Source organism: Rhizobium sp. CG4, from assembly GCF_023701965.1.
Lineage (GTDB): Bacteria > Pseudomonadota > Alphaproteobacteria > Rhizobiales > Rhizobiaceae > Agrobacterium.
Genome location: NZ_JABAEG010000003.1, coordinates 404543 through 427286, shown reverse-complemented (window position 1 = coordinate 427286; position 22744 = coordinate 404543). Strand labels below are relative to the sequence as shown.

Annotated in this window: 16 protein-coding genes; 6 read left to right on the top strand and 10 right to left on the bottom strand. The window is 55.2% G+C overall.

Annotation, left to right across the window (positions count from 1 at the left end; all coding sequences use genetic code 11):
* The first annotated feature begins 29 nt into the window (after positions 1-29).
* The gene (locus tag HGO37_RS12255; protein WP_250983530.1) at positions 30-1325 is read left to right on the top strand and encodes an MFS transporter; all 1296 of its coding nucleotides are present in this window, start codon (positions 30-32) and stop codon (positions 1323-1325) included.
* On the opposite strand, the gene HGO37_RS12250 is transcribed toward HGO37_RS12255, so the two are convergent.
* Positions 1317-1766, bottom strand: a complete 450-nt coding sequence (locus HGO37_RS12250; protein WP_250983529.1) for a GNAT family N-acetyltransferase — start codon at positions 1764-1766, stop codon at positions 1317-1319. The two genes, HGO37_RS12255 and HGO37_RS12250, sit on opposite strands and share 9 nt — an antisense overlap.
* Positions 1767-1931: 165 nt before the next feature.
* Here HGO37_RS12250 and HGO37_RS12245 point away from each other — a divergent pair, with 165 nt between their 5' ends.
* From HGO37_RS12245 to glf, 3 genes are all read left to right on the top strand, one after another.
* Positions 1932-3974 carry an O-linked N-acetylglucosamine transferase, SPINDLY family protein gene (locus HGO37_RS12245; protein ID WP_250983528.1) on the top strand — a complete coding sequence of 681 codons (2043 nt, stop codon included), beginning with the start codon at positions 1932-1934 and terminating at the stop codon, positions 3972-3974.
* Between the two features lie 329 nt (positions 3975-4303).
* Complete coding sequence (locus HGO37_RS12240) at positions 4304-10849, top strand: beta strand repeat-containing protein (protein ID WP_250983527.1); 6546 nt, start codon at positions 4304-4306, stop codon at positions 10847-10849.
* A 196-nt stretch (positions 10850-11045) separates the two neighbouring features.
* Positions 11046-12227 carry a UDP-galactopyranose mutase gene (gene glf / locus HGO37_RS12235; RefSeq protein ID WP_250983526.1) on the top strand — a complete coding sequence of 394 codons (1182 nt, stop codon included), beginning with the start codon at positions 11046-11048 and terminating at the stop codon, positions 12225-12227.
* A 123-nt stretch (positions 12228-12350) separates the two neighbouring features.
* Here glf and HGO37_RS12230 read toward each other — a convergent pair whose 3' ends face one another.
* Positions 12351-14279 carry an O-linked N-acetylglucosamine transferase, SPINDLY family protein gene (locus HGO37_RS12230; RefSeq protein ID WP_250983525.1) on the bottom strand — a complete coding sequence of 643 codons (1929 nt, stop codon included), beginning with the start codon at positions 14277-14279 and terminating at the stop codon, positions 12351-12353.
* Between the two features lie 318 nt (positions 14280-14597).
* On the opposite strand from HGO37_RS12230, the gene HGO37_RS12225 reads away from it, so the two are divergent.
* On the top strand, positions 14598-15509 hold the full coding sequence (locus HGO37_RS12225) for a flagellin N-terminal helical domain-containing protein (RefSeq protein WP_192486938.1): 912 nt from the start codon (positions 14598-14600) through the stop codon (positions 15507-15509).
* Positions 15510-15772: 263 nt separating this feature from the next.
* Positions 15773-16693: a flagellin N-terminal helical domain-containing protein gene (locus HGO37_RS12220; protein WP_250983524.1), complete on the top strand. Its 921-nt coding sequence runs from the start codon at positions 15773-15775 to the stop codon at positions 16691-16693.
* A 94-nt stretch (positions 16694-16787) separates the two neighbouring features.
* On the opposite strand, the gene HGO37_RS12215 is transcribed toward HGO37_RS12220, so the two are convergent.
* The 8 genes from HGO37_RS12215 to HGO37_RS12180 all read right to left on the bottom strand — a co-directional run bounded on the left by HGO37_RS12215 (position 16788) and on the right by HGO37_RS12180 (position 22716).
* Positions 16788-17240, bottom strand: a complete 453-nt coding sequence (locus tag HGO37_RS12215) for a hypothetical protein (protein WP_250983523.1) — start codon at positions 17238-17240, stop codon at positions 16788-16790.
* A gap of 137 nt (positions 17241-17377) precedes the next feature.
* Complete coding sequence (locus HGO37_RS12210; RefSeq protein ID WP_250983522.1) at positions 17378-18058, bottom strand: GntR family transcriptional regulator; 681 nt, start codon at positions 18056-18058, stop codon at positions 17378-17380.
* A gap of 152 nt (positions 18059-18210) precedes the next feature.
* Complete coding sequence (locus tag HGO37_RS12205; protein ID WP_250983521.1) at positions 18211-18930, bottom strand: GntR family transcriptional regulator; 720 nt, start codon at positions 18928-18930, stop codon at positions 18211-18213.
* A 135-nt stretch (positions 18931-19065) separates the two neighbouring features.
* Positions 19066-19803 carry a flagellar type III secretion system pore protein FliP gene (fliP, locus tag HGO37_RS12200; RefSeq protein ID WP_250983520.1) on the bottom strand — a complete coding sequence of 246 codons (738 nt, stop codon included), beginning with the start codon at positions 19801-19803 and terminating at the stop codon, positions 19066-19068.
* The gene (locus tag HGO37_RS12195; protein ID WP_250983519.1) at positions 19800-20303 is read right to left on the bottom strand and encodes a flagellar basal body-associated FliL family protein; all 504 of its coding nucleotides are present in this window, start codon (positions 20301-20303) and stop codon (positions 19800-19802) included. Before HGO37_RS12195 ends, fliP begins: the two co-directional genes overlap by 4 nt.
* Positions 20304-20384: 81 nt before the next feature.
* On the bottom strand, positions 20385-21101 hold the full coding sequence (flgH, locus tag HGO37_RS12190; RefSeq protein WP_192486931.1) for a flagellar basal body L-ring protein FlgH: 717 nt from the start codon (positions 21099-21101) through the stop codon (positions 20385-20387).
* The gene (locus tag HGO37_RS12185) at positions 21098-21634 is read right to left on the bottom strand and encodes a MotE family protein (protein WP_250983707.1); all 537 of its coding nucleotides are present in this window, start codon (positions 21632-21634) and stop codon (positions 21098-21100) included. Before HGO37_RS12185 ends, flgH begins: the two co-directional genes overlap by 4 nt.
* 2 nt (positions 21635-21636) lie before the next feature.
* Positions 21637-22716, bottom strand: coding sequence for a flagellar basal body P-ring protein FlgI (locus HGO37_RS12180; RefSeq protein ID WP_246787675.1), 1080 nt, complete (start codon positions 22714-22716; stop codon positions 21637-21639).
* Positions 22717-22744 lie beyond the last annotated feature (28 nt).

Here is a 22744-nt window from a genome sequence, read left to right as displayed (position 1 = left end):
AATGCCGGCAACAAAGAAAGTTGCATGTCATGTCTCAAGCTTCTGCACTCCAACTTGATGTTGGAACCGACCTATCTCCAAGAAATCCACCAGTTGAAATTCAGGAAATTCCGCCCGCATGGATCCGGCGCGGAACGCGAGACTATCGCAACGCCGGATACGCGCTGTTTTTTCTCGGCTTTGCGAGTTTTTCGCTGATCTACTGTGTGCAACCGTTGTTGCCAGAATTCGCGCGTTCATTCGGTGTCAGTCCGGCTGAAAGTTCGCTGGCCCTGTCTTTGACCACCGGGCTGCTCGCCGTTTCAATCGTGCTGGCTGGCGCATTTTCGCAGGCGATTGGACGACGCGGCCTGATGTTCGTTTCCATGTCGCTGGCCGCATTGCTTAACATCGTGGCCGGACTGGTTCCCAGCTGGCACTGGCTACTTGTGGCGCGCGCATTGGAAGGTGTGGTGTTGGGTGGCGTACCTGCCGTTGCCATGGCATGGTTGGCAGAAGAAATTGATCCTGCTCATCTCGGCAAGGCAATGGGCCTTTACATTGGCGGTACCGCCTTCGGGGCAATGATGGGCCGTGTCGGAATGGGCCTGGTGACCGATTATGCCTCCTGGCACATCGCCATGATTGTCCTCGGGGCTTTGTGTCTTGCCGCTGCGATTGCCTTTCTGAAGTTGTTACCGCCATCACGAAACTTCGTGCGGCAGCCAGGCTTTAATCCACGCTTTCATATCGAGGCCTGGGGCATGCACCTGCGTAATGGACGGTTGCTTAGGGTCTACGCACTTGGCTTCACGCTCACCAGTATCTTCAGCGCCTTGTTCAACTACACGACCTTTCGTCTTTCCGGCACGCCCTATGCACTCAGCCAGTCGCAGGTCAGCCTGATCTTTCTTGCCTTCGCGCTCGGGATAGTCTCATCCTCGGTGGCCGGTGGTCTTGCGGATAAGTTCGGCCGCAAACCATTGTTGCTTGCCGGTTTCGCGATCATGCTGGTCGGAGTGTTGCTGACCGTTTCAACGTCGCTCGTCATCATATCAGCAGGCATTGCGCTTGTCGCAACCGGCTATTTTATCGGCCATTCGGTGGCGAGCGGTGCGGTTGGTCCGGTCGCAGGCCGCCATAAGGGACATGCGGCATCACTTTACCTGCTGTTTTATTATCTCGGCGCCAGTGTTACCGGTTCGGTCGCCGGCTGGTTCTGGCAGCATGGCGGCTGGTCTGCCGTTGCTGCATTGACCGGTGGCTTTGCCTTGCTCGGCACGGTGCTCGCTCTGACCCTGCCTCGCGCGAATGTAAAACCTAGGCCGAACCAGTTTTCACAATAAAAGTACCATATCATGACGGTCGAGACCGGGGCCGTAACTGTCCTTCTCGACCTTTTCAACGGAAAAACCAAACCGCGAATAAAAAGCGTGAGTGTGCTGGCTGGTATCGAGGCGAACGCGCTGGGCGGATGGCTGTTTGCGGATGGCCTGCAAACGTGCGTCCGTCAGCAACCGGCCAAGTCCTTGGCCATGCATTGATTGATCGACCATGCCCCAGCAGAGGCTAGCGGTTTGGCCTTCATCTTCCATTACATGGCCACCGCAGGCGATGATCACGCCGTCGTTTTCGATTACCAGAAAAGCAGTCCTCAATGAAGGATCCTGCAGGAAAGTTGCAAAAGTCCTCCGCTCGGAAGGGTCGAAAAACTTCGGCACATTGCCGTCGAACAGACGCAGGCACGCCTGCCGGTCCAATGCTGTATAAGGCCGGATATTGGTCATGCGTTTTTTTAACGTTGGCCTGAGCTCGTGTAAACGGCATGCCCTTCCCTGCCGCGTCTTCCGGCAGCCTGTCCAGTCCAACGCAAGCTAGACAAATTAGGGAACGCTGACGACCTGTTACCAAATTCAAGCACTTTCAGTCTGCTTGCCTGTTGTGGAGTACTCATGTCCAACGATCCAGCTCTTGCATCCGATGGCGCAGCAGCTCTCACAGGCGCTTTGCACAAGGCACGCCACGGGCAGCTTTCACTGCTCGAACTGTTCCAGATTACCGAAGCGTTGAATGCCGCCGGTCATCACGGGGCAGCCGGTGATTTCTACAAGACATGGGTTGCCTTTAACGACACAAACCCGCTGCTTCATCTTGCCTACTTCAACTATTCGGTCACGCAGAGCCAGATGGGCGATATTGCCGGTGCCGTGCAGTCATTGCGCGCCAGCGTCAATTTCAATCCGCAATTCGGCGCAGCCCACATCAATCTGGGCCGTGCACTGGAAGATTCCGGTCTTGCCCGTCAGGCGATTGAACAGTGGCGAACCTTTACCGAAGCCACCAACGACATCACCCCTGAAAGGATCAATCATCGCCTGATGTGCCTGCAACATATTGGCCGCGTGATGGAAGGGGCTGGCCTGCTGGAAGATGCAGAAACCACCCTGTGGCAGGCAATGGAATTGAAGCCTGAAAGGACCGAGGCCGGTCAACATTGGTCGTCGCTGCGTCAGCGCCAGTGCAAATGGCCGATCCTGACGCCATCGGAACATGTACCTGTCGACCGGCTGATTGATTCCATGTCTCCGCTGACACTGGGTTGTTATTCCGATGACCCACTATTCCAGCTGGCCAAGGCCTACCGTTATCACAAGTCGCTTGTCGGACGCCCCGATACCAGTGGTTTTGTTCGCAAACAGGTAAAGCAGAAAACCGGTACCGGGCAGCGTTTGCGCATCGGTTACGTATCGTCGGATTTGCGGGAACATGCCGTCGGTTTTGCGCTGTGTGAAGTGCTGGAACTTCACAACAAGGACAGTGTCGAAATCTTCGCCTACTATTCCGGCGACGACCGCCCGCTTGATGCCACCCAAAACCGTATCAAGGCAGCAACCGACAACTGGCGCGACATCACAGCCATTGCCGATGTTGACGCAGCGCGGATCATCTACAATGACGATATCGATATTCTCATCGATGTGAACGGCTACACCAAAAACGCCAGAACGAAGATTTTTGCATATCGTCCGGCACCGGTCATTGTCAATTTCTGCGGTTATCCCGGCACGATGGGCAGCCCGTTCCACAACTACATCATCGGTGATGAACACACCGTGCCTCCATCGAGTGAAATCTATTACACCGAGAAGGTTCTGCGCATTGCCTGCAATCAGCCGGTAGACCGCAAGCGCGTTATCGCACAGCGTCCGGACCGCGCGTCCACCGGCCTGCCGCAGGATGCCTTTGTCTACGCGTCATTCAACGGCATGCAGAAAATCACCGAAAACTGCTTCGGCAGATGGATGGCCATTCTCAAAGCCACACCGGGAAGCGTATTGTGGTTGCTGGCCGGAGACGAGCCCGTCAATCAGCGCCTGCGCCAATTGGCAGAGCAGCAGGGTGTGGACCCGCAGCGTCTGATCTATGCACCAAAAGCTGCCAATCCTGATCATCTTGCCCGGATCGGTCTTGCCGACCTTTTTCTGGATACGTTCCCTTACGGCGCACATTCCACCGCCGCCGACGCCATCACCATGGGCCTCCCGGTCTTGACCATGCCGGGTAAAACCTTTGCCTCGCGTTTCTGCACAAGCATTATCAGCGCAGCGGGCATTCCAGAACTGGCATGCGCATCTCCCGACGACTACGTGGCGCGCGCCATTGCCTTTGCGCAGGATCCCCAAAGCCTGGCAGCAGTCCAAACATCACTGCAGGAACAGCGCGAAACAAGCACACTGCGCGACATGCCTGCACTGGCCGCACGGCTTGAGGAATTGTACTGGCAGATGCAGGTTGCAGGCGAGCGCGGTGAGACACCGGTTCCGGACCTAACAAATCTCGATCTCTATTATGAGATTGGCAGCGAAATCGTGGCTCAGCATGTGGAATTCGAGGACGACGAAAGCCTCAGGAATCGCTACCTCGAAAAACTGGCAACACGCGACAACTACAGCCCGGTTGCCCATGATTGCCGTTTGTGGCTACAGACGAAATAAAGACGGATGGTCCTGCTTTTCAAACACCTTCTGCGGTTGTCGCAATGCGGCAACCGGCCAGTGTCCCATGCCGCCGTCTATCAGCCCCTGTGAATAATAAAACCGTGGGTTTTATCAATCGCCTCAGATCAGCCTCAGGCAAGCATGTTTCAGCATAAATCGCGGCAGTGTGCAGGTGTCAAATCGCATGCATTTTCAGGCTGAACAGGCGGCAGATGATATTGCCAGCCCGAAACTCACGAAAATGACAGTTACTGTTCTGACGTTTTCCTTTCGAAGGCCTGCAAAGCAGCACCTCAAGCGGTGAGATACATCAAAAGGCTTCGTTTATGATTTCGAATATTTCTTCACTGACCGTCAGCCAGATCAAGTTGCTCTCGACTGCCGATATTGCGGCGCTAAAAACAGACGATATTGCCGCCCTGTCGACGACACAGATCAAGGCTCTTTCCTCCACACAGATTGCTGCGCTGGAGACCGAGGACCTGGCAGCGTTTTCGACAACCCAGGTCAAGGCGATTTCTCCCTCTGCCATTGTTGGATTGACGCTGGACCAGTTGGCTATCCTGTCGTCAGACAAGATCGAAAGTCTCGTTACTGCACAGGTCGCGGCACTTAACACCCAACAGATCGTCGGGCTAGATTCGATCCAGATCAGCGCCCTGACCTCCACACAGATTGCCGCCTTGACGGCGCTCCAGGTTGCCAGCCTGTCAAGTGAAGATATTGCCACATTTACACCGGCGGAAATTGCCGCTCTCAGCACATCGGCGCTTGCCAGCCTTTCAACCGCCAATATTGCCGCTTTGAGCTCCGAGCAGGTTGCTGCCCTCAAGACCAACCAGATTGCGGCGCTCAAGACCACGCAGATCGCCGCCTTAAGTTCAGTCCAGCTTTCAGCCCTTTCGACCACACAGGTCGCCGCATTCAATTCTGCACAAATCAAGGTTCTCTCCACCGACAATGTGAAGGCTCTTTCCGCCGAGCAGGTTGCGGCGCTAAACGTCAAGACCATTGCAGGCCTGACGACCGACCAGATTGCTGCGTTTTCGACAACGCAGGCAGAGGCGCTGACCTCGGCGCAGGTCGCAGGGCTCAGCTCCGCGCAGATCGCCGCGCTGTCCAAGGAAGATCTGGCCACCTTCTCGACGGCCGATATTGCGGCAATCAGCACCGCTGCCATTCTCGGTCTTTCCACAGCAAATATTGCGGCCCTGACAACCGCCCAGCTGGCGGCACTGAAAAAGACACAAGTGACGGCGCTGAGCGCCGCACAGATTGGCGCACTGACCTCAAGCCAGATGTCAGCCCTATCCTCGACACAGATTGCCGCTCTGACCTCCACGCAGGTCCGCGCGCTGTCGACGGAAAGTGTGGCGGCTCTGTCGACCGACCAGCTGGCCGCGCTCAGCAACAAGGCAACACCGGGCTTTACGACGGACCAGTTGCATGCGCTATCGACAGCCCAGACGGCTGCCATGAAAACGCTGCAGGTCGCGGCACTGACAACCGCGCAAGTTGCGGTTCTAAGCTCCGCACAGCTTCATGCATTGACATCTGCCCAAGTGGCCGCGCTGACCGCTGCACAGGTCAAGGCAATTACCACCGAGTCCCTCTCAGCTTTGTCGACGGAGCAGGTCGCTGCACTCGCAACAAAGGCAATCCCCGGCCTGACCTCGTTGCAGATCAAGGCACTGTCGACCGCCCAGGTTGAAGCCTTGAATTCGGCGCAGATTGCCGCACTGACCAGCACGCAGACGGTTGCGCTGACGGGCGAATATCTGTCGAAATTCACAACAGCTGAAATTGCAGCTCTCAGTACATCTGCCATCTCGGGTCTTTCGACCGAAGCCTTGGCGTCGTTGAGCACGGCTCATACCGAAGCCTTGAAGACTACACAGATTGCTGCCCTGAAAACATTGCAGATCGCAGCCCTGACATCACATCAGATCGATGGGCTGTCGACCGCGCAGATTGCAGCATTGAGTTCCGCACAGGTGCGCGCACTGACAACGGAAAGCATAGTAGCACTGGATGCCGATCAGATCCTTGCTCTGTCTGCCAAGGCTATTGTCGGCCTGTCGACCGCTCAAATCCAGACACTGTCGACGGCTCAGGCTGCGGCGTTGAACTCGACGCAGATTGCCGCCCTGACGGCTGCGCAGGCTGGCGCCCTGACCGGCGAATATCTGGCCACCTTTACAACGGCCGAAATTGCGGCCCTTAGTACAGCCGCAATTGCTGGCTTGTCGACCTCTGCGGTTGCCAGCCTGCGGCAGGAACATCTGAGCGCACTCAAGGCAACGCAGATTGCAGCGCTGACATCCGGACAGATTACCGCGCTGACATCAGATCAGGTCGAAGCATTTTCGACGACGCAAATTGCCGCTTTGACATCGACACAGAGCAAAGCCTTGTCGACGGAAAGTGTAGCGGCACTGACTGCCGAACAGATTGCCGCGTTGAATGTAAAAGCCATTGCAGGACTGACATCGACACAGATTGCAGCGTTGTCGGCCATTCAGGCGGAAGCGCTGACGTCGTCGCAGGTGGCAAGCCTGACCTCCGCGCAGGTTGCCGTCCTGCCGGGCGAATATCTCGCGACTTTTACCCCGGCCGAAATCGCCGCGCTCACCACCTCAGCCGTGTCAGGTATTTCCACCGACAGTCTTACCGCACTCAGCTCGGAACAGATCGCCGCCCTCAAGACCAGTCAGGTTGCAGCCCTCAATACAAAACAGATGGCCGCGCTGACCACGGGCCAGCTCGCAGCCCTATCGTCTTCACAGGTCGCGGCCTTCTCCTCGACACAGGTCAAGGCGCTCTCGACAGAGGCCGTCACCACGCTGTCGACGGACCAGATTGCAGCCTTGAGCACCAAGGCGCTTCCGGGCTTGAGCTCCGCGCAAATGACCGCGCTGTCCTCCACGCAGCTTTTTGCGCTGGGCACCGCACAGATCAACGCGCTCGGCTCCGCACAATTGGCCGCATTGGCAACCGAAAAAATCACGGTTCTGTCGACAGACCAGATTGCCGCACTCAACACCAAAGCCATCTCCGGTTTGAGCTCGCAGCAGGTTGCGTCACTGTCCACAGCCCAGGCTGAGGCCCTGACATCGGCGCTTGTTGGCGCCATGACATCGACACAGATTGCCGCACTTTCCAGTGAAGATCTGGCGACCTTCTCGACGGCTGACATTGCCGCCATCAGCGCATCCGGCCTTGCCGGACTGTCGTCGGCCAATATGGCTGCACTCAGCTCTGAGCAGATTGCAGCACTCAAGACCACACAGATTGCCGCACTTAATTCTGCACAGATTACCGCACTGTCTTCGGAGCAGATTGCTGCTCTCGCCACCACCCAGATCAACGCATTAAGTTCGACCCAGATCGCAAACTGGTCGAACAGCATGATTGCGGCCCTGTCGACAGATCAGGTTGCGGCGCTTAACACCAAGACGGTCGCTGGCCTGTCAACCGCACAGATTGATACGCTGTCGACCGTCCAGGTCGAAGCGTTGACGGCACTTCAGGTGGCAGCTCTTAGCTCGACACAGATTTCGATACTGACGCCTGAGGATCTCGCAACATTCTCGACGGCAGATATTGCTGCTATTAGCTCGTCGGCATTGGCTGGCCTGTCGACTGCCAATATCGCAGCGCTGAGTGCCGATCAGGTCGCAGTTTTGACCACCGCGCAGATTGCAGCACTGAAAACCAACCAGATTACCGCTCTGACCACCGGGCAGTTCAATTCACTGTCGACCAGCCAGATATCGGCGCTGACCTCAGCGCAGGTTGCTGTTTTGCCAAATGACCGGATTGTCGCCCTGACAACCCAGCAAATCGAGGCACTGAACACCAAGGCGATTGCCGGCCTGACAACGGCGCATATTGCCGCCCTGTCGACCAATCAGGCAGAAGCCCTGACATCTGCGCAGGTCGCAGCCTTGAGCTCGACACAGCTGGCAGTGTTGTCGAAAGAAAAGCTGGCAACATTCTCGACCGAGGACATTGCAGCCATCAACACCGGTGCCATTGCAGGCATTCCGACATCCAACATCGCATCGTTGAGCGACGAACATGTCTCGGCGCTGACCAGCGCACAGATCGCCGCACTGGGTTCGACACAAATTTCTGCCTTGTCAACCGGCCAGCTTTCAGCCCTAACCAATGCGCAGATCAACGCGTTGAACTCCACGCAGATCAAGGCACTGTCGACGGATAGCATTGCGGCGCTGACCCCGGACCAGATTGCAGCGTTGAACGCCAAGGCAATTCCGGGCCTCACGACCGGTCAGATTACCGCCCTGTCGAGCGAACAGGCTGAGGCTCTGGTGTCTTCACAGGTCGCAGCGCTGGGTTCCGCGCAGCTCGCAGCGCTTAGCACGGAAAAGCTGGCAACCTTCTCCACAGAAGATATTGCCGCCATCAATGCCAGCGCCATTGCCGGTCTTTCGACCGCCCATATCGCGAAGCTGAGTGGCGACCAATTGTCAGCTCTGACAAGTGCACAGGTTGGTGCGCTCAGCTCTGCACAGATCACCGCACTGTCCGCAAGTCAGGTCTCTGCCCTGTCGACCGCACAAGTGAACGCGCTCGGATCGGCCCAAGTGAAGGTTCTGACCAACGAGAGCATCAGCGCTCTGTCGGCTGACCAGATTGCCGCTTTGAACACCAAGGCTATACCAGGTCTGACAACGGCACAGATTGCTGCCCTTTCGATTGTTCAGGCCGAAGCGCTAAGCTCTGCGCAGGTGGCAGCCCTTGCCTCGACACAACTGGGTGCATTGTCCAAGGAGAAGCTGGCGGTATTTTCGACCGATGACATTGCCGCCATCAACGCCTCTGCTATCCCAGGGCTTTCGACAGCAAATCTCGCCTCACTGTCCGACGACCAGATTGCAGCGCTGGTCACCGCACAGGTCGCGGCGATGACCTCGACACAGGTCGGCGCCCTGACCACCGGCCAGCTAGCAACCCTGTCTTCGGCGCAGATCGGTGCCCTTACCTCGACCCAGATCAAAGCGCTTTCAACCGAAGGCATCTCCGTGTTAACGACAGGGCAGATTGCCGCCTTGAATGCGGCGGCCATTCCGGGTCTGACCACAACCCAGATTGCGTCACTGTCTACCGCACAGGCCGAGGCGCTGACCTCAACCGTTGTGGCGGTCTTGAGTTCGGCACAAATCAACTCACTGTCTACGGATGATATCGCCACGTTCTCGACTGCCGATATTGCCTCGATCAGCACAACAGCCCTTCCCGGCCTGTCGACCGCCAATGTCGCGGCTCTCTCAAGTGAACAGATTGCGGCACTGACATCTGCGCAGATCTCAGCCATGAGCTCAGCACAGATTGCCGCGTTGACTAGCAGCCAGATCGGCACATTGTCCTCCGCGCAACTTGGCGCCTTGAGCTCAACGCAGATCAAGGCATTGTCGACGGCGAATATCGCGACACTGTCGACCGATCAGATTGTGGCTCTGGGCACCAGCGCCATTCCGGGCCTGACCACAGCGCAAATTTCCGCGCTGACGACCGCGCAGGCAGAGGCACTGACCCCGACGCAGGTCGCGGCCATGCGCTCAACCCAGCTCGGCGCCCTGTCAAGGGAGGCTCTGGCAACATTCTCGACAGAAGATATTGCAGCGATCAGCGCGGCCGCACTGCCAGGAATTTCAACCGCCAATACGGCGACGCTGAAACACGACCAAATCGCGGCACTGACAACCGCACAGATTGCGGCGCTCAGCTCTTCGCAGGTCTCCATTCTCAGCAGTGAGCAAATCGACGCCCTGTCCTCGGCGCAAATCAACGCGTTGACCTCGACACAGGTCAAGGCGCTGACAAGCGAACATCTGGCAGCCTTCTCAACGGCAGACATTGCGGCGATCAATCCGAATGCCATCGCCGGACTGACCTCTTCCAGTATTTCCGCCTTGTCATCCGATCAGGTCTCTGCCCTCTCCTCGTCGCAGATCGCTTCGCTGACCGCCTCGCAGATGGGCGCCATTTCGAAAGAAAAGCTGGCAACCTTTTCGACAGCCGATATGGCAGCGATCAGTGCAAGCGCAATTTCCGGTCTTTCGACAGCAACGATTGCCTCGCTGTCCAATGAGCAGGTTGCCTCGCTAAGCACCAGTGCCATTTCCGGTCTGACGCCTGCGCAGATTGTTGCTCTGTCCACCGCGCAGATCGATGTGCTGTCGTCGGCGCAGATTTCTGCACTGACGGCATCGCAAGTTGCCGCTTTGTCCAGCGAAGATCTGGCAGTGCTTTCAACGGGTGACATTGCGGCGATCAGTGCGTCGGCGATCTCCGGCCTGTCGTCAGCGACAATAGCAACGCTGTCGAACGAACATGTCGCGGCTTTGACCACGGCGCAGATGGCGGCATTGAGCTACCTGCAACTGACATCGGTCACCTCGGCCCAAATCAGCGCCTTGAAGACTGGCCAGATTGCAGCGTTGAATGCCATTCAGGTTGCGGCTTTGGGAACGGCGAACATTGCCCAGTTCTCGACCGAGCAGATCATGGCCATCAGCCCCAAGGCGATTATCGGTCTGACAACGGCACAGATCGGCACATTGAACACCACACAGGTTGAGGCATTGACGCCGGAACAGGTGGCTGGATTGAGCGCTGCGCAGATTGCCGCGCTGAAGACTGCGGATATTGCCACCTTCTCGACTGCCGATATTGCCGCCATCAGCACGGCTGCGCTGGCTGGCCTGTCGACCGGAGATATTTCCAGCCTGTCGACCGACCAGCTCAAGGCAATCACCACATCGCAGATCGATGCGCTGGATGCCGGACAGATTGCAGCTGTTGTGTCCGCCTATCACGCCATTCAGTACGGCTTTAAAGCCTGACAAAAGCTCTGGAACTTAGAACTTTAAGCCCCGCCCACCCGATTAAAGGTGGGTGGGGCTTTTTCATTCGAGATATGGGCTGCGCCTCGCAAGCCTGAGAAAAGCTCGGCATGCCACGTGTAGAGCAGCTAAACGGGATTTTTTCGGTTACCTTCAACCCGGCCGAATGACCTTTTGATACGGACAAGCAGAAACCATGCATGATTTTCAGAATGTCGATCTCATCATTGTCGGTGCCGGATTTTACGGCGCAACAATTGCCGAGAGGGTGAGCAACGAGCTTGGCAAAAATGTTCTGATCATTGACCGTCGAAGCCACATCGGCGGCAATGCTTATAGCGAGTTCGATCAGGAAACCGGTATCGAAGTGCATAAATACGGGGCGCATCTTTTCCATACGCCGAATGCAACCGTGTGGAACTACCTCAACCGTTTCACCTCTTTCACCGATTACCGCCACCGGGTCTATTCCAGCTATCAGGATCAGGTCTATGCGATGCCGATCAACCTCGGCACGATCTGCCAGTTTTTCGGCAAACGCATGTCGCCGGCGGAAGCACGGGCGCTGGTAAGTTCGCAAGCTGCCGAACTGGGCGACCGCGTTCCTGAAAATCTGGAAGAAAAAGCGATCTCACTGATTGGCCGTCCGCTTTATGACGCCTTCATCAAGGGTTATACCGCCAAGCAATGGCAGACCAACCCGAGGGATCTTCCGGCCAGCATCATCACTCGCCTGCCGGTCCGCTACAACTTCGACAACCGTTATTTCAACGACCCCTACGAAGGTTTGCCGACAGACGGTTACACCGCGATTTTCGAACGAATGCTTGATAATCCGCGCATCCAGCTTTTGCTGAACACCGACTTTTTTGAAGTGAAGAGTTCGCTGCCGGCTGGCGTCCCCATCATCTATACCGGACCGATCGACCGCTACTTCGATTACAGCGAAGGTGAACTGGGTTGGCGGACAATCGACTTCGAACAGGAAACGCTTGCCACCGGTGATTTTCAGGGCACCGCCGTCATGAACTATGCAGACGAAGCCGTGCCCTATACCCGTATCCTGGAGTTTCGCCACTTCAATCCGGAGCGGCAATACCAGAATGAAAAAACCGTGATCGTGCGGGAATATTCTCGTTTTGCGCAGCGTCAGGACGAGCCTTACTACCCAATCGACACCCGAGGCGATAAGGAACTGTTCCTGCGCTACAAACAGCGTGCAGCAGCTGAAAAGAACATCCATTTCGGTGGACGTCTTGGCACCTATCGTTACCTCGACATGCATCAGGCAATCGGTGCCGCGCTCAAGGCATATGATACCGTCGTCGTTCCGCATTTCGCATCCGGCAATCCCTTTGAGGCGACGCCGGACGCATGATACGTAAAACCAGGGGCCTGTGATTTTCACAGGCCCTTTTTTTATGGCGATTTTTCCTGATCTCTGGACATAAAAAAACTGCCAGGAAAACCCGGCAGTTTTTGTTTTCTGTCTCTGATCCTGTCAGATCTTGGCTGGTGGCGCGAAGTTGCCTTCGCGTGCCGGGAATGCCGGTACGTCAAAGTGCTCAGGTGCACGACCTGCCTTGGCTTCTTCGACCATCATTTCGTAAGCGCGTTCCAGATGCTGGCAGAAACGCTCGGCATCGAACAACGGTGCTACAAAACGGTTGTCCGTGAGGCGCTGTTTGTACTCAGCAGCCTTCTCGCGGTTTTCGTAGAGAGCAATTGCCTTTTCCAGATATTCGGCATCGTCCTGCGCAACCAGTTCCGGAAGGCCAATTGCATGCAGCAGGCTTTCACTGACGCGCGAGGCAAAGTTGGTGCCGACACGTGTCAGAACCGGCAGGCCAGCCCAAAGCTGTTCCGAGGTTGTGGTGTGACCGTTAACCGGGAATGTATCGAGACCGACATCCGCGAGGTTCAGACGGTCAAGGTGCTCTTCGTAGCTTACCTTTGGAGAGAACAGCACGCGCTTGGCACTGATGCCACGGCTGTCCATTTCCTTGAGGATGTTGGTGCGTGCACGTTCATTGTCCACCATGATCCAGAGCAGGCTGTTTTTGCAGCGCTCTAGGATCGTACCCCAGATTTCGATATATTCTGCGGTGATCTTGCGGTTAGCGTTGAACGACGCGAAAATGAAGGCATCTTCCGGCAGACCGAAGTCCTTGCGCGTTGCGCCACGCGGCGCAGGGCGATGAACTGGATCGTTCGGCTGATAGGTTTCGGGCAGACGGCAGAATTTTTCGTAGAAGTAAGGCTTGGAATATTCCGGAAGCACAAACCTGTCACCGATGATGTAGTCGATATCCAGATTGATCGATGTACCAGGAAAGCCGAGCCAGGACACATGAACCGGGGCAGTCTCGTGATTCATGATCTGGGTACGGTTACCCTTGGTGTGGCCCTTGAGGTCAACGAGGATATCAATGTTATGCGCGCGAATGGTGTTTGCTGCTTCTTCATCCGTCATATCAACGATACGAACCACATTGCCCCACAGGCTGCGGTCGAACTTGTTGAAGCCGAGGTGTTCTTCCGGTGTGTAGCAGAACAGGGTGATTTCGAAACGGTCACGGTCGTGACGCTCGAGAACATTGCCCAACAGCTTCATTGTCGCGTGTGCATCCCACAGGTCGTAGGACAGGTAACCAACGCGGATCTTTTCATTCGACCAGTCGTGTGGCCGCGCACGACGGCGCTCTGGTGTACCCGGCTCGTAAGCGCGGGTTGCCATGGCTGCAATCTGGTTCAGCTTTTCATCGCCACACCACATAAGGCTATAGAACGGGCTGCCCGCACGGATGATATCGAGGTTACCACCGGCAACTTCGGCGTCCAGAATTGGCTGATGCTTGCGCATGGATTCGAATTCGCAGAACTCACGCGAGTGAATGAGATGCAGCAGGCGCACACCCTGATTGTCCGGGAAGAGTTTCAGCGTGCGGCGGATGGTTTTGAAGTTATCTTCATCGTGAGGCGCGTCGGCCAGCAGATGCAGCGCAACGGCAAGATGATTTGGTTTTGCGCTTTCGATCAGAGGCTTTCTCAAGGCGCCCAGAATGTCCTTTTGGCCGCGCTTGATAAAGATGGACGCCATGACAAACGCCACGTCGGCATCCTTGTGAGCCTTGTGAAGGAATTTCTTGGCGATAACGAGCGCTTCATCCTCGTTGCCGCATTCGTAATGCAGCATCATGGCATTGTGTAGATGCCTTTCGGCGTCGGTACCGCCAGCATTGCCAGCAAGCGCGAAAGCAGAGGCAGCCTCTTCCTTCATATCAAGCTTCAGGAATGTCCGTCCCAGCAGCGCGTAGGTTCTGGTGTCCTGTCTGGTGTCCAGCAATCCGTTCAGAACATGCAAGGCGCCGATATAGTTGCCTTTCTGGTATTCTTGGTTTGCAGTGAGAAAACTTGAATTGATATTCACGTTCAGGACTCCGATGAAGCGATGCTTCGTAAATAGACGGGCGATTCCTTCCAGTTTCCACCATGAAGCTTGCCTGTGGCGGGTGTGATTAACTGTTTACGCTTTGATAACCATAAAGATTGAGTGACCGGCATTTAGCTCAAATTTTAATAACTCAGCAAGTTTTGACTGCCAAATTACTTCCACACACAGCAGGTTTGGTTCTTCTGAGTAAATAGAAAGACCGAGTAGCATGATGTATAACTGCTGTGAACCGGTGAATATTTAAGTCCGGTATGTCCCCCAACTAGTATTTCGTATCAAAGGGACAATTCTACTATGGCAAGCATTCTGACTAACGTTTCCGCAATGTCCGCACTGCAGACTCTGCGCTCTATCAACAGCAACCTCGAGAACACGCAGAACAACATTTCTACGGGTCAGCGCGTCTCACAGGCTTCCGACAACGCCGCTTACTGGTCGATCGCAACAACCATGCGTTCTGACAACGGTGCTCTTTCTGCCGTTGAGGATGCTATCGGTCTTGGCGCCGCCAAGGTTGATACCGCTTACTCCGGTATGGAATCCGCTATCGAAGTCGTTAAGGAAATCAAGAAGAAGATCGTTACGGCCCAGGAAGGTTCCGTTGACGGCAAGAAGGTTCAGGAAGAAATCGATCAGCTGCAGGATCAGCTGAAGTCGATTGCAGAATCTGCTTCCTTCTCCGGAAAGAACCTGATCGCTGGCGCACGCACTGAATCGGTTGTTTCCGGCTTCGTTCGTGACAGCAGCGGCAACGTAACTGTCAAGAAGACCGACTACGTCATGAAGGACAGCGGCACCGACGCCAACGTTCTGTTCGGCACCAACACTGCCGGCGCTCTGGTCACGACAGCAGGTATTCTCGGCGCAACCAGCGGTTCGCTCGGCATCTCGGTTATCGAACTGGACGTTACCAACACCTCGACTGGCTACCTTGATCAGGCTCTGAGCGCTGTTGAAACTGCTCTGACTGCAATGACAAGCGCCGGTGCTGAACTCGGTTCGATCTCCATGCGTATCGATCTCCAGGAAGACTTCATCTCCAAGCTGAGCGACTCGCTCGAAAGCGGTATCGGCCGTCTGGTTGACGCTGACATGAACGAAGAGTCCACTCGCCTGAAGGCTCTGCAGACACAGCAGCAGCTGGCTATCCAGTCGCTGTCGATTGCAAACTCGGACTCGCAGAACATTCTGTCGCTGTTCCGTTAATAGAAAAAAAGAGCGGCGTACGAAGGCTGATCGTACTGCAACTCTTGAAAGAAGGCCGCTCCGCAAGGGGCGGCTTTTTTTCGTTTTAAACAAATTTTCGCGCAGTTAGGTTTTCTTTAACCATATTGGTGTTTTCTAGCGTCAACGAAACGACAAGTTAACCATAATTATTAATATGTTAGCAAGCATGACGCTGTCTGTCGTTCACCGGTGATACCGGAATGTCCCTTCCTTAAATCAGCCAATTCAAGGGGCAACTTCCAATGACCAGCATTTTGACAAACATCGCAGCCATGTCTGCGCTGCAGACCCTTCGCAACATCAATTCCAACATGGAAACAACCCAGGGCCGCGTTTCGTCCGGCCTGCGCGTTGGTGAAGCATCCGACAACGCTGCTTACTGGTCGATCGCAACCACCATGCGTTCTGACAACATGGCTCTGGACGCCGTTTCCGACGCACTCGGTCTGGGCGCCGCCAAGGTTGACACCGCTTACACCGCGATGGAATCCGCCATCGACGTTGTTAAGGAAATTAAGAAGAAGCTCGTTACCGCGCAGGAAAACTCTGTCGACACCAAGAAGGTGCAGGAAGAGATCGACCAGCTGCAGGACCAGCTGAAGTCGATTGCAGAAGCTGCTTCCTTCAGCGGCGAAAACTGGGTCATTGGCTCCGGCACGCAGTCTGTTGTTTCCGGCTTCGTCCGTGACAGCAACAACAATGTTACCGTCAAGCACACCGAATACGTTCTGGACTCCAGCACATCTGGCACTGCAAACGTTCTGTTCGGCACCAACACAGTTGGTGGCATCGTCACTTCGACCGGTATTCTTGGTAACATTGGCACAGTGGGTGCAGGCACTGCATCTGTCTTCACGCTGGACGTTACCAACACATCTACCGACTATCTGTCCGACGCACTCACAATGGTTGAAACCGCTCTGAAGCAGATGACAAGCGCTGCTGCTGACCTCGGTTCGATCTCCATGCGTATCGACTTGCAGGAAGAGTTCGTTGCCAAGCTCAACGAGTCCATCGAAAGCGGTATCGGTCGTCTGGTTGACGCTGACATGAACGAAGAATCTACCCGCCTGAAGGCTCTGCAGACACAGCAGCAGCTCGGCATCCAGTCGCTGTCGATTGCAAACAGCAACTCGGAAAACATTCTTCAGCTCTTCCGTTAATAAACGGAGCAACGCTCACAAAAAGAAAGCCGCGCCAAAAGCGCGGCTTTTTTCATGGTTTATCCAGCGCTGTAACTACCCTGAAAACATGATGTCATTCAAACTCGGCGGAGTTTACCGTCACAACCCAGTTGAGACTTGCTGGTGATGCGCTTTCGCTGCCGCGCATACGGAATGCACGGCATGCACTGTAACTTTCACCGGCCGCTATTCTGACATTGCTGCTCTGATAACCATCATAGGCGACTGAGGCACGGAATGCCGGCTCGAAGCCTTCAAGTGTATAACCTAGTTTCAGGATGGCGGAAGAATTGTCGTTCTTGAACGTGATCCGCAGTGGTAATTTCGGATCGGTACAGGTGGGATCGATTGCCGCCGTCGCGACAATCCTCGTCAGGCGCTCGCTGGCTTTCACAGTTTCCCAATAAATCATTGCCGCACTTGCCACCCAGACGATTACCAAGGCCGTCAGGACAAGTTTCATTCTCTGCGGGAATACGAAGGCAAAACCTGCCAACACAATGCTTGCTATGATTCCGACGATCATCTGGTTCTCCTCATCCGTGTGTTAGTGCCACGAACAAGCCGAAAATCATACCTTCTATCTGCCGAGCAAAGTGGTTGGGTGGGTTTTTCCCCTCAAAACAATGTTAGAACGTCACGTCATTTGGAGCTTTACAAAAGCTATTGCGCAGGTGTTGCTGCCGTCTCATATCTATCAATCACCGTCAGCAGATCTTCGCGCACCGTCTCGATATGCCCGCGCAAGAAATGTGCCGCCTTGTCAAATTCCCTGCTGCGACAAAGGTTTATCATGTCCCGGTGCTCACGCATGGCGCGGCTCATCGCTTCAGGATTTGACAGTTGCAAGGTGGTATAGCGCTCACTTGTTTGCAGCAGTGAGGTGACGATTTGTCGGCTTTTGGGCAAATTGGAGCGACGGTAAAGTGCCATATGCAGTTGAGCATTCAACTGGCCATATTGTTGTACGTCACCATTGGCAGTTGCCGTCATGAAAGCTTCGTGGATCTTATCGAGAGTGATGAAATCCTGTTGATCCAATTGTGGAGCCGAACTCAGCAATAGCCTAGGTTCCAGCAACGCCCGCAGTTCAAAAACATCATTGATTTCCGCGACGGAGAGTTCCGACACCACTGCGCCCTTTTGTGGCACAATGCGAACCAATCCTTCTGCTTCGAGCTGAAAAAGCGCCTCACGCACCGGAATTCGGCTTACGCCATAGGCGTCCGCAAGCGCATCCTGCCGTAACTGGCTTCCGGCGGGATATTGCCCTGCCAGAATTCCCTGGCGTATTTTTTCGACAATAGCACCTGAAAGGGTGCGCGGCTTCAGTGATGTCGGCATCAGGGTTGCCCCCTATCAAGTGAATTAAAAATTATTCAGTCTGACAATGCGTAAAACAGAAATCAGTTGCCGCATAAAACGCAACACAACCAAAAAGATGCAAGAGCTCACGGCCAATTGATACAGGAGGCAATCTTCCCCCTCGTGAAAGATCAGATACCCTGAATTTCGACCGCGTTATTCATATCACGGGCGACGTATTCCTGTATCTGACGGACAATCTGTGCGGCATGGGCAATCGCCAGTTCATCGGCCTTTTCAACATCACCGGCGGCAATAGCTGCAATCATTTCTTCGTGCTCATCAACATATTGGCGCGGCAAGCGGTCATCAAATGTCGAATAATAAAGCCGCAGTATCCGGCGGCCTTCATCCAGCAGCCTGGCAAAAAACGCGGTGTAATAGGCATTGCCGCCGAGCGCTGCAATTGCCACGTGGAATTCACGGTTTGCCTCGATCATCGCGTAGGCATTCCTGGCGTCCACGGCTTCGGCAAACTGTTTCTGGTAATCCAGAATGGTCTTCATGCCTTCAGCATTGGGATGTTTTGCTGCCTGCCGGGTGGTGACGCGGTACATCAAGGTCAGCGCATCGAAGTAAGTCGGCAGGGAGGCGAAATCAATCGTTGACACAATGGTGTTGCGGTTGGGAAGCGTGGTCACCAGACCATCAGCCGCCAGGCGCAACAAGGCTTCGCGCACCGGTGTACGTGACATTCCAAAACGTTCGGACAGACGAACCTCATCCAGCGGACTGCCCGGTGGCAGGGCCATGGAGAGAATTTCATTGCGCAACGTGCTGTAAACCGTCTGCGTGCCTGAACCTCTCACCTTTGCTGTATCGGCTGGCTCTTCAAGGTCTTTGGGCTGCATCGCAATCAAACTCGCCGTTTGCTGGTTGTCCGGGTAATGACTTCATCAAAATATGCTGTTCGACGCCGCTTGGCAGCCTCAATCCAGATGTGTTTCCACTCAGACCAGATTGTTACAGCTTTTTCTGGAACGTTTTCAAGAAAACGATCGTATCAGACTGCCAACAAGCAGGTTCCAGCCATCAATCAGAACGAAAAATAATATCTTGAATGGCAGGGAGATCGATGTCGGCGGCAACATCATCATACCCATGGCCATGGTAATCGTCGCCACGATAATATCGATCACCAGAAACGGCACGATAATCAGGAAGCCGATTTCAAAACCGCGTCTGATTTCCGAAAGCATGAAGGCCGGCACCAGAACACGGTAATCGATCAGGTTTTCGGCCATGACTTCCTGCCCTCGCTCACGGGCAATATCCACGAACAGTTTCAAATCCTTGTCGCGCGTATTGGCTGTCATGAATGTGCGGAAGGGTTCGGCAATCTTCACCACAGCTTCCTGTTCGGTCAGCTGGTTTTGCAGCAATGGCTGCACGCCTTCTGTCCATGCACGGTCAAAGGTCGGCGACATGACGTAGAACGTCATGAACATCGCCATGCTGACAAGGATCATGTTGGAAGGTGTTGTTGCCAATCCCATGCCGGAACGCAGGATGGAGAACGCGATCACGAAGCGCGGAAAGCTCGTGACCATGATCAGGATGCCCGGTGCGACGGACAGAACCGTCAACAGGCCGAATGTTCTGATGATCCATGCTGCGACAGAACCGTCAATCTGCGTATTCAGCAAATCAGTCGGAAATTGCTGGGCGTTAGCAAGGCCCGGCAAAACCAAGAGGACAGCAATGGTCAAAAAAAATCGAATCATTCGATCACAAAGGTTCGGAACATAACCTTCGATACTCGCCCTTCCGAACGCAGGTCAACACGTTCCTGTACGTCATCCCGTAGATATTGAAAGCCACGCGGCCCTTCGAGCTGCTGGAGTGAAACGGTGCGCAGATACGCCATCAGATCCTGATGGATATCTTCAGCCATTTTCACGTCCGGTTCGCCGTTGAACATCAACGCGACTTCAAGCCGGATCCAGTTGGTCGAAGGATAGGCTAGATTTGCCGTGACCGGATCAAGCTGCAGAATACCGTTTACCTTGGGATCGATCTTTGGAAGTCCGGTCTCTTCTTTGCCGCCTCCATGGGCCGCGGCCGCAGCATGTTCTTCCACGACCTTGCCGATTTTCGGCGCGATGAAGCCACCCAGGAACCAGCCACCACCGGCGCCAACCAGCGTCAGGATCGCAACGCTTGCTATCGTCATGACAAGAGGCGACTTCTTGGGTTTTTCCTCGCCGGTCTGTGCGTTATCCATGACCTTGTCTTACTCCGGACTTTCTATTTGCTTTGAGCAATAACCGACACCGCCCAAAGGCCATGCCGGTTTAGGACTGCATCAGATTGGCGAGAACAGATCGACGATCTGCTGACCGACCGGTGGCTGCTGTACTTCCGTCAGACGGCCACGGCCACCGTATGAGATACGTGCTTCGGCGATGCGCTCATACGAGATCATGTTATCGGCATCCACATCCTGCGGCCGCACGATACCAGCGACGTTGAGGATACGGATTTCATGGTTCACGCGGACTTCTTGCGAACCGCTGATGATGAGGTTACCGTTTTCGAGAATACCAGTAACCACGGCAGCGACGAGCAGTGTCAGCTTTTCAGAGCGCTTGGTCTTGCCCTTGCTCTGGGTGTCGGTATCGGAACCGTATTTGATGCTGGAGTCCGCGTTCGGCGTCCATCCAAGGATTTCTGCCTGTGCCTTCCAGTTCAGACCGCTGGCATTGGTGCGGTTACGCTCGGTTTCGTTATCGAAATCAGCCTTGTCGTTGATCTGGATATTGACCGTGAGAATGTCACCGATGTTCAGCGCGCGCAGGTCCTTGAACAACGCACCCTGGGAATCGCTCCAAAGGGAGTAACCGCTGGCCATATGCTTCGGCTGCTTGGGATACATGCCCATCTGCGGCGTCTGGCTGAATTGCAGGCCGGTGCCAATCGGGCTCATGGCCGGCGCATTGCCAATTTCCTTCAGCGTCTGGCTGTTCTGGCAGCTCGCGAGCAAAATCAGTGGCAAGATCAGGGCCGGAATACGCATTGTCATGACGGATCCTTCGAGGTGTTCGGATCGGTTGCGCTTGACATGATCCCCGCGACAATCGCGGCTTTCTGCGCATCCATTTCACTTAAAATCAGGCCGGACTGACGTGCCGGCAATTGCATGATGATGGCGGCCGCGATTTCGACATGCATTTCGGCAAGCTGAGGAGCAGCGGCATCCGCCTTCATCGTTTTGTAGATATCGACCAGATTGGCCTTTGCCTGGGCCAGGAAGTGGTTACGGCGCGCCAGCCAGTCCTCGTATTCCGTCTTGCGGTTTTCGAGGGTGGCGATGCGTTCATTGACTTCCGCCTGCAGCTTTTCCAGTTCCTGCTTCTGCAACAGGTAACGCTGGTCACGGGCTGCATCGGCAATGTTCGTGCAGAATTTCTGAATTTCTTCCTGCGTGCTCATTTCCGTCAGGATGGCCTGCTGGCTTTCGGCATTTGCGACCGGAACGAGCAGGATAAGACCGGCGACGGCGGCAAAGCGGCCAAGGGTCTCGAACAGGGAGCGTTTTGGCGTTTCAGATAACATCGTCATTGCAGAACAAGCTCCGCCTGGAGAGCACCAGCCGATTTGATACCTTGCAGGATGGCAATGATACCGTCGGCTTTCAGCCCGATATTGTTGAGACCGGACACCAGCGTGCGCAAATCTGGACCTTCGATGATGGCCACCTGTCCACCTTCCTGCATCGCCATGATGTCGGTCTGGGGCTGGACAGCGGTTTCACCTCGTGAAAACGGCGCTGGCTGAATGATCTGCGGTGTTTCGGTGACCTGAACCGTCAGCGTGCCGTAGCTGACCGCCACTGGCGAGATGCGAACATCCGCGCCGATGACGATGGTGCCGGTGCGCTCGTTGATCACGACCTTTGCAGGCGTATCGGTTTCGACCAGCAGGTTCTCAATTTCGGCCATCAGCCGTGTGAGATCAGCCTCACGCGGCTTCTGCACGATGATTTCCTGAGAATCGCGCGGTTCTGCCACCGTGCCGCCGTAACGGGTGCGGGCAAAAGCGTTGACGACATCGGCCACACGCACGGCGGTCGAGAAGTCAGGATTGCGCAGCTGCAGAACGAGATTGACGCCATCCTTGAACTTGGATGGCAGTTCGCGCTCGATGATTGCGCCATTGGGCACCCGCGCAGCGGTGGTTACACCCTGCGTCAGCGTTGCCGCGTCACCTTGCGCCGAAAAGCCGTTGACGATCACAGCACCCTGCGCCACCGCGTAAATCTGGCCATCGGCACCGGAAAGCGAGGTCATGATCAGCGTGCCGCCGCGCAGCGACGTGGAATCACCCAGCGAGCTGACCGTTACGTCAACGCGGCTGCCGGGGCTGGCAAATGGTGGCAGGTTAGCAGTGACCATGACGGCAGCAATGTTCTTGGCATTTGCCTGGCCACCTTGTGTTGTGATGCCGAGGTTCTGCAACATGGCGCGCATGGACTGTTCGGTGAACGGCGAGGAACGCAGGCTGTCACCCGTTCCCTGAAGACCAACCACAAGACCGTAACCAATCAACTGGTTGTCACGACCCGACTGCAAGGACGCGATATCCTTGATGCGCGATGTATTGGCATGGGCCGGCACGGTGGCAAGCACCTGCGTCATCAAAGCCAGAAAGAGTATCGCAATCGAC

Coding starts and splice junctions, on each gene's coding strand:
- HGO37_RS12185 (WP_250983707.1), bottom strand. CDS start 21,634: ATGTTATCTGAAACGCCAAAACGCTCCCTGTTCGAGACCCTTGGCCGC.
- HGO37_RS12225 (WP_192486938.1), top strand. CDS start 14,598: ATGGCAAGCATTCTGACTAACGTTTCCGCAATGTCCGCACTGCAGACT.
- HGO37_RS12195 (WP_250983519.1), bottom strand. CDS start 20,303: ATGGATAACGCACAGACCGGCGAGGAAAAACCCAAGAAGTCGCCTCTT.
- flgH (WP_192486931.1), bottom strand. CDS start 21,101: ATGACAATGCGTATTCCGGCCCTGATCTTGCCACTGATTTTGCTCGCG.
- HGO37_RS12240 (WP_250983527.1), top strand. CDS start 4,304: ATGATTTCGAATATTTCTTCACTGACCGTCAGCCAGATCAAGTTGCTC.
- glf (WP_250983526.1), top strand. CDS start 11,046: ATGCATGATTTTCAGAATGTCGATCTCATCATTGTCGGTGCCGGATTT.
- HGO37_RS12255 (WP_250983530.1), top strand. CDS start 30: ATGTCTCAAGCTTCTGCACTCCAACTTGATGTTGGAACCGACCTATCT.
- HGO37_RS12215 (WP_250983523.1), bottom strand. CDS start 17,240: ATGATCGTCGGAATCATAGCAAGCATTGTGTTGGCAGGTTTTGCCTTC.
- HGO37_RS12205 (WP_250983521.1), bottom strand. CDS start 18,930: ATGCAGCCCAAAGACCTTGAAGAGCCAGCCGATACAGCAAAGGTGAGA.
- HGO37_RS12245 (WP_250983528.1), top strand. CDS start 1,932: ATGTCCAACGATCCAGCTCTTGCATCCGATGGCGCAGCAGCTCTCACA.
- HGO37_RS12220 (WP_250983524.1), top strand. CDS start 15,773: ATGACCAGCATTTTGACAAACATCGCAGCCATGTCTGCGCTGCAGACC.
- HGO37_RS12250 (WP_250983529.1), bottom strand. CDS start 1,766: ATGACCAATATCCGGCCTTATACAGCATTGGACCGGCAGGCGTGCCTG.
- fliP (WP_250983520.1), bottom strand. CDS start 19,803: ATGATTCGATTTTTTTTGACCATTGCTGTCCTCTTGGTTTTGCCGGGC.
- HGO37_RS12210 (WP_250983522.1), bottom strand. CDS start 18,058: ATGCCGACATCACTGAAGCCGCGCACCCTTTCAGGTGCTATTGTCGAA.
- HGO37_RS12180 (WP_246787675.1), bottom strand. CDS start 22,716: ATGACGCAGGTGCTTGCCACCGTGCCGGCCCATGCCAATACATCGCGC.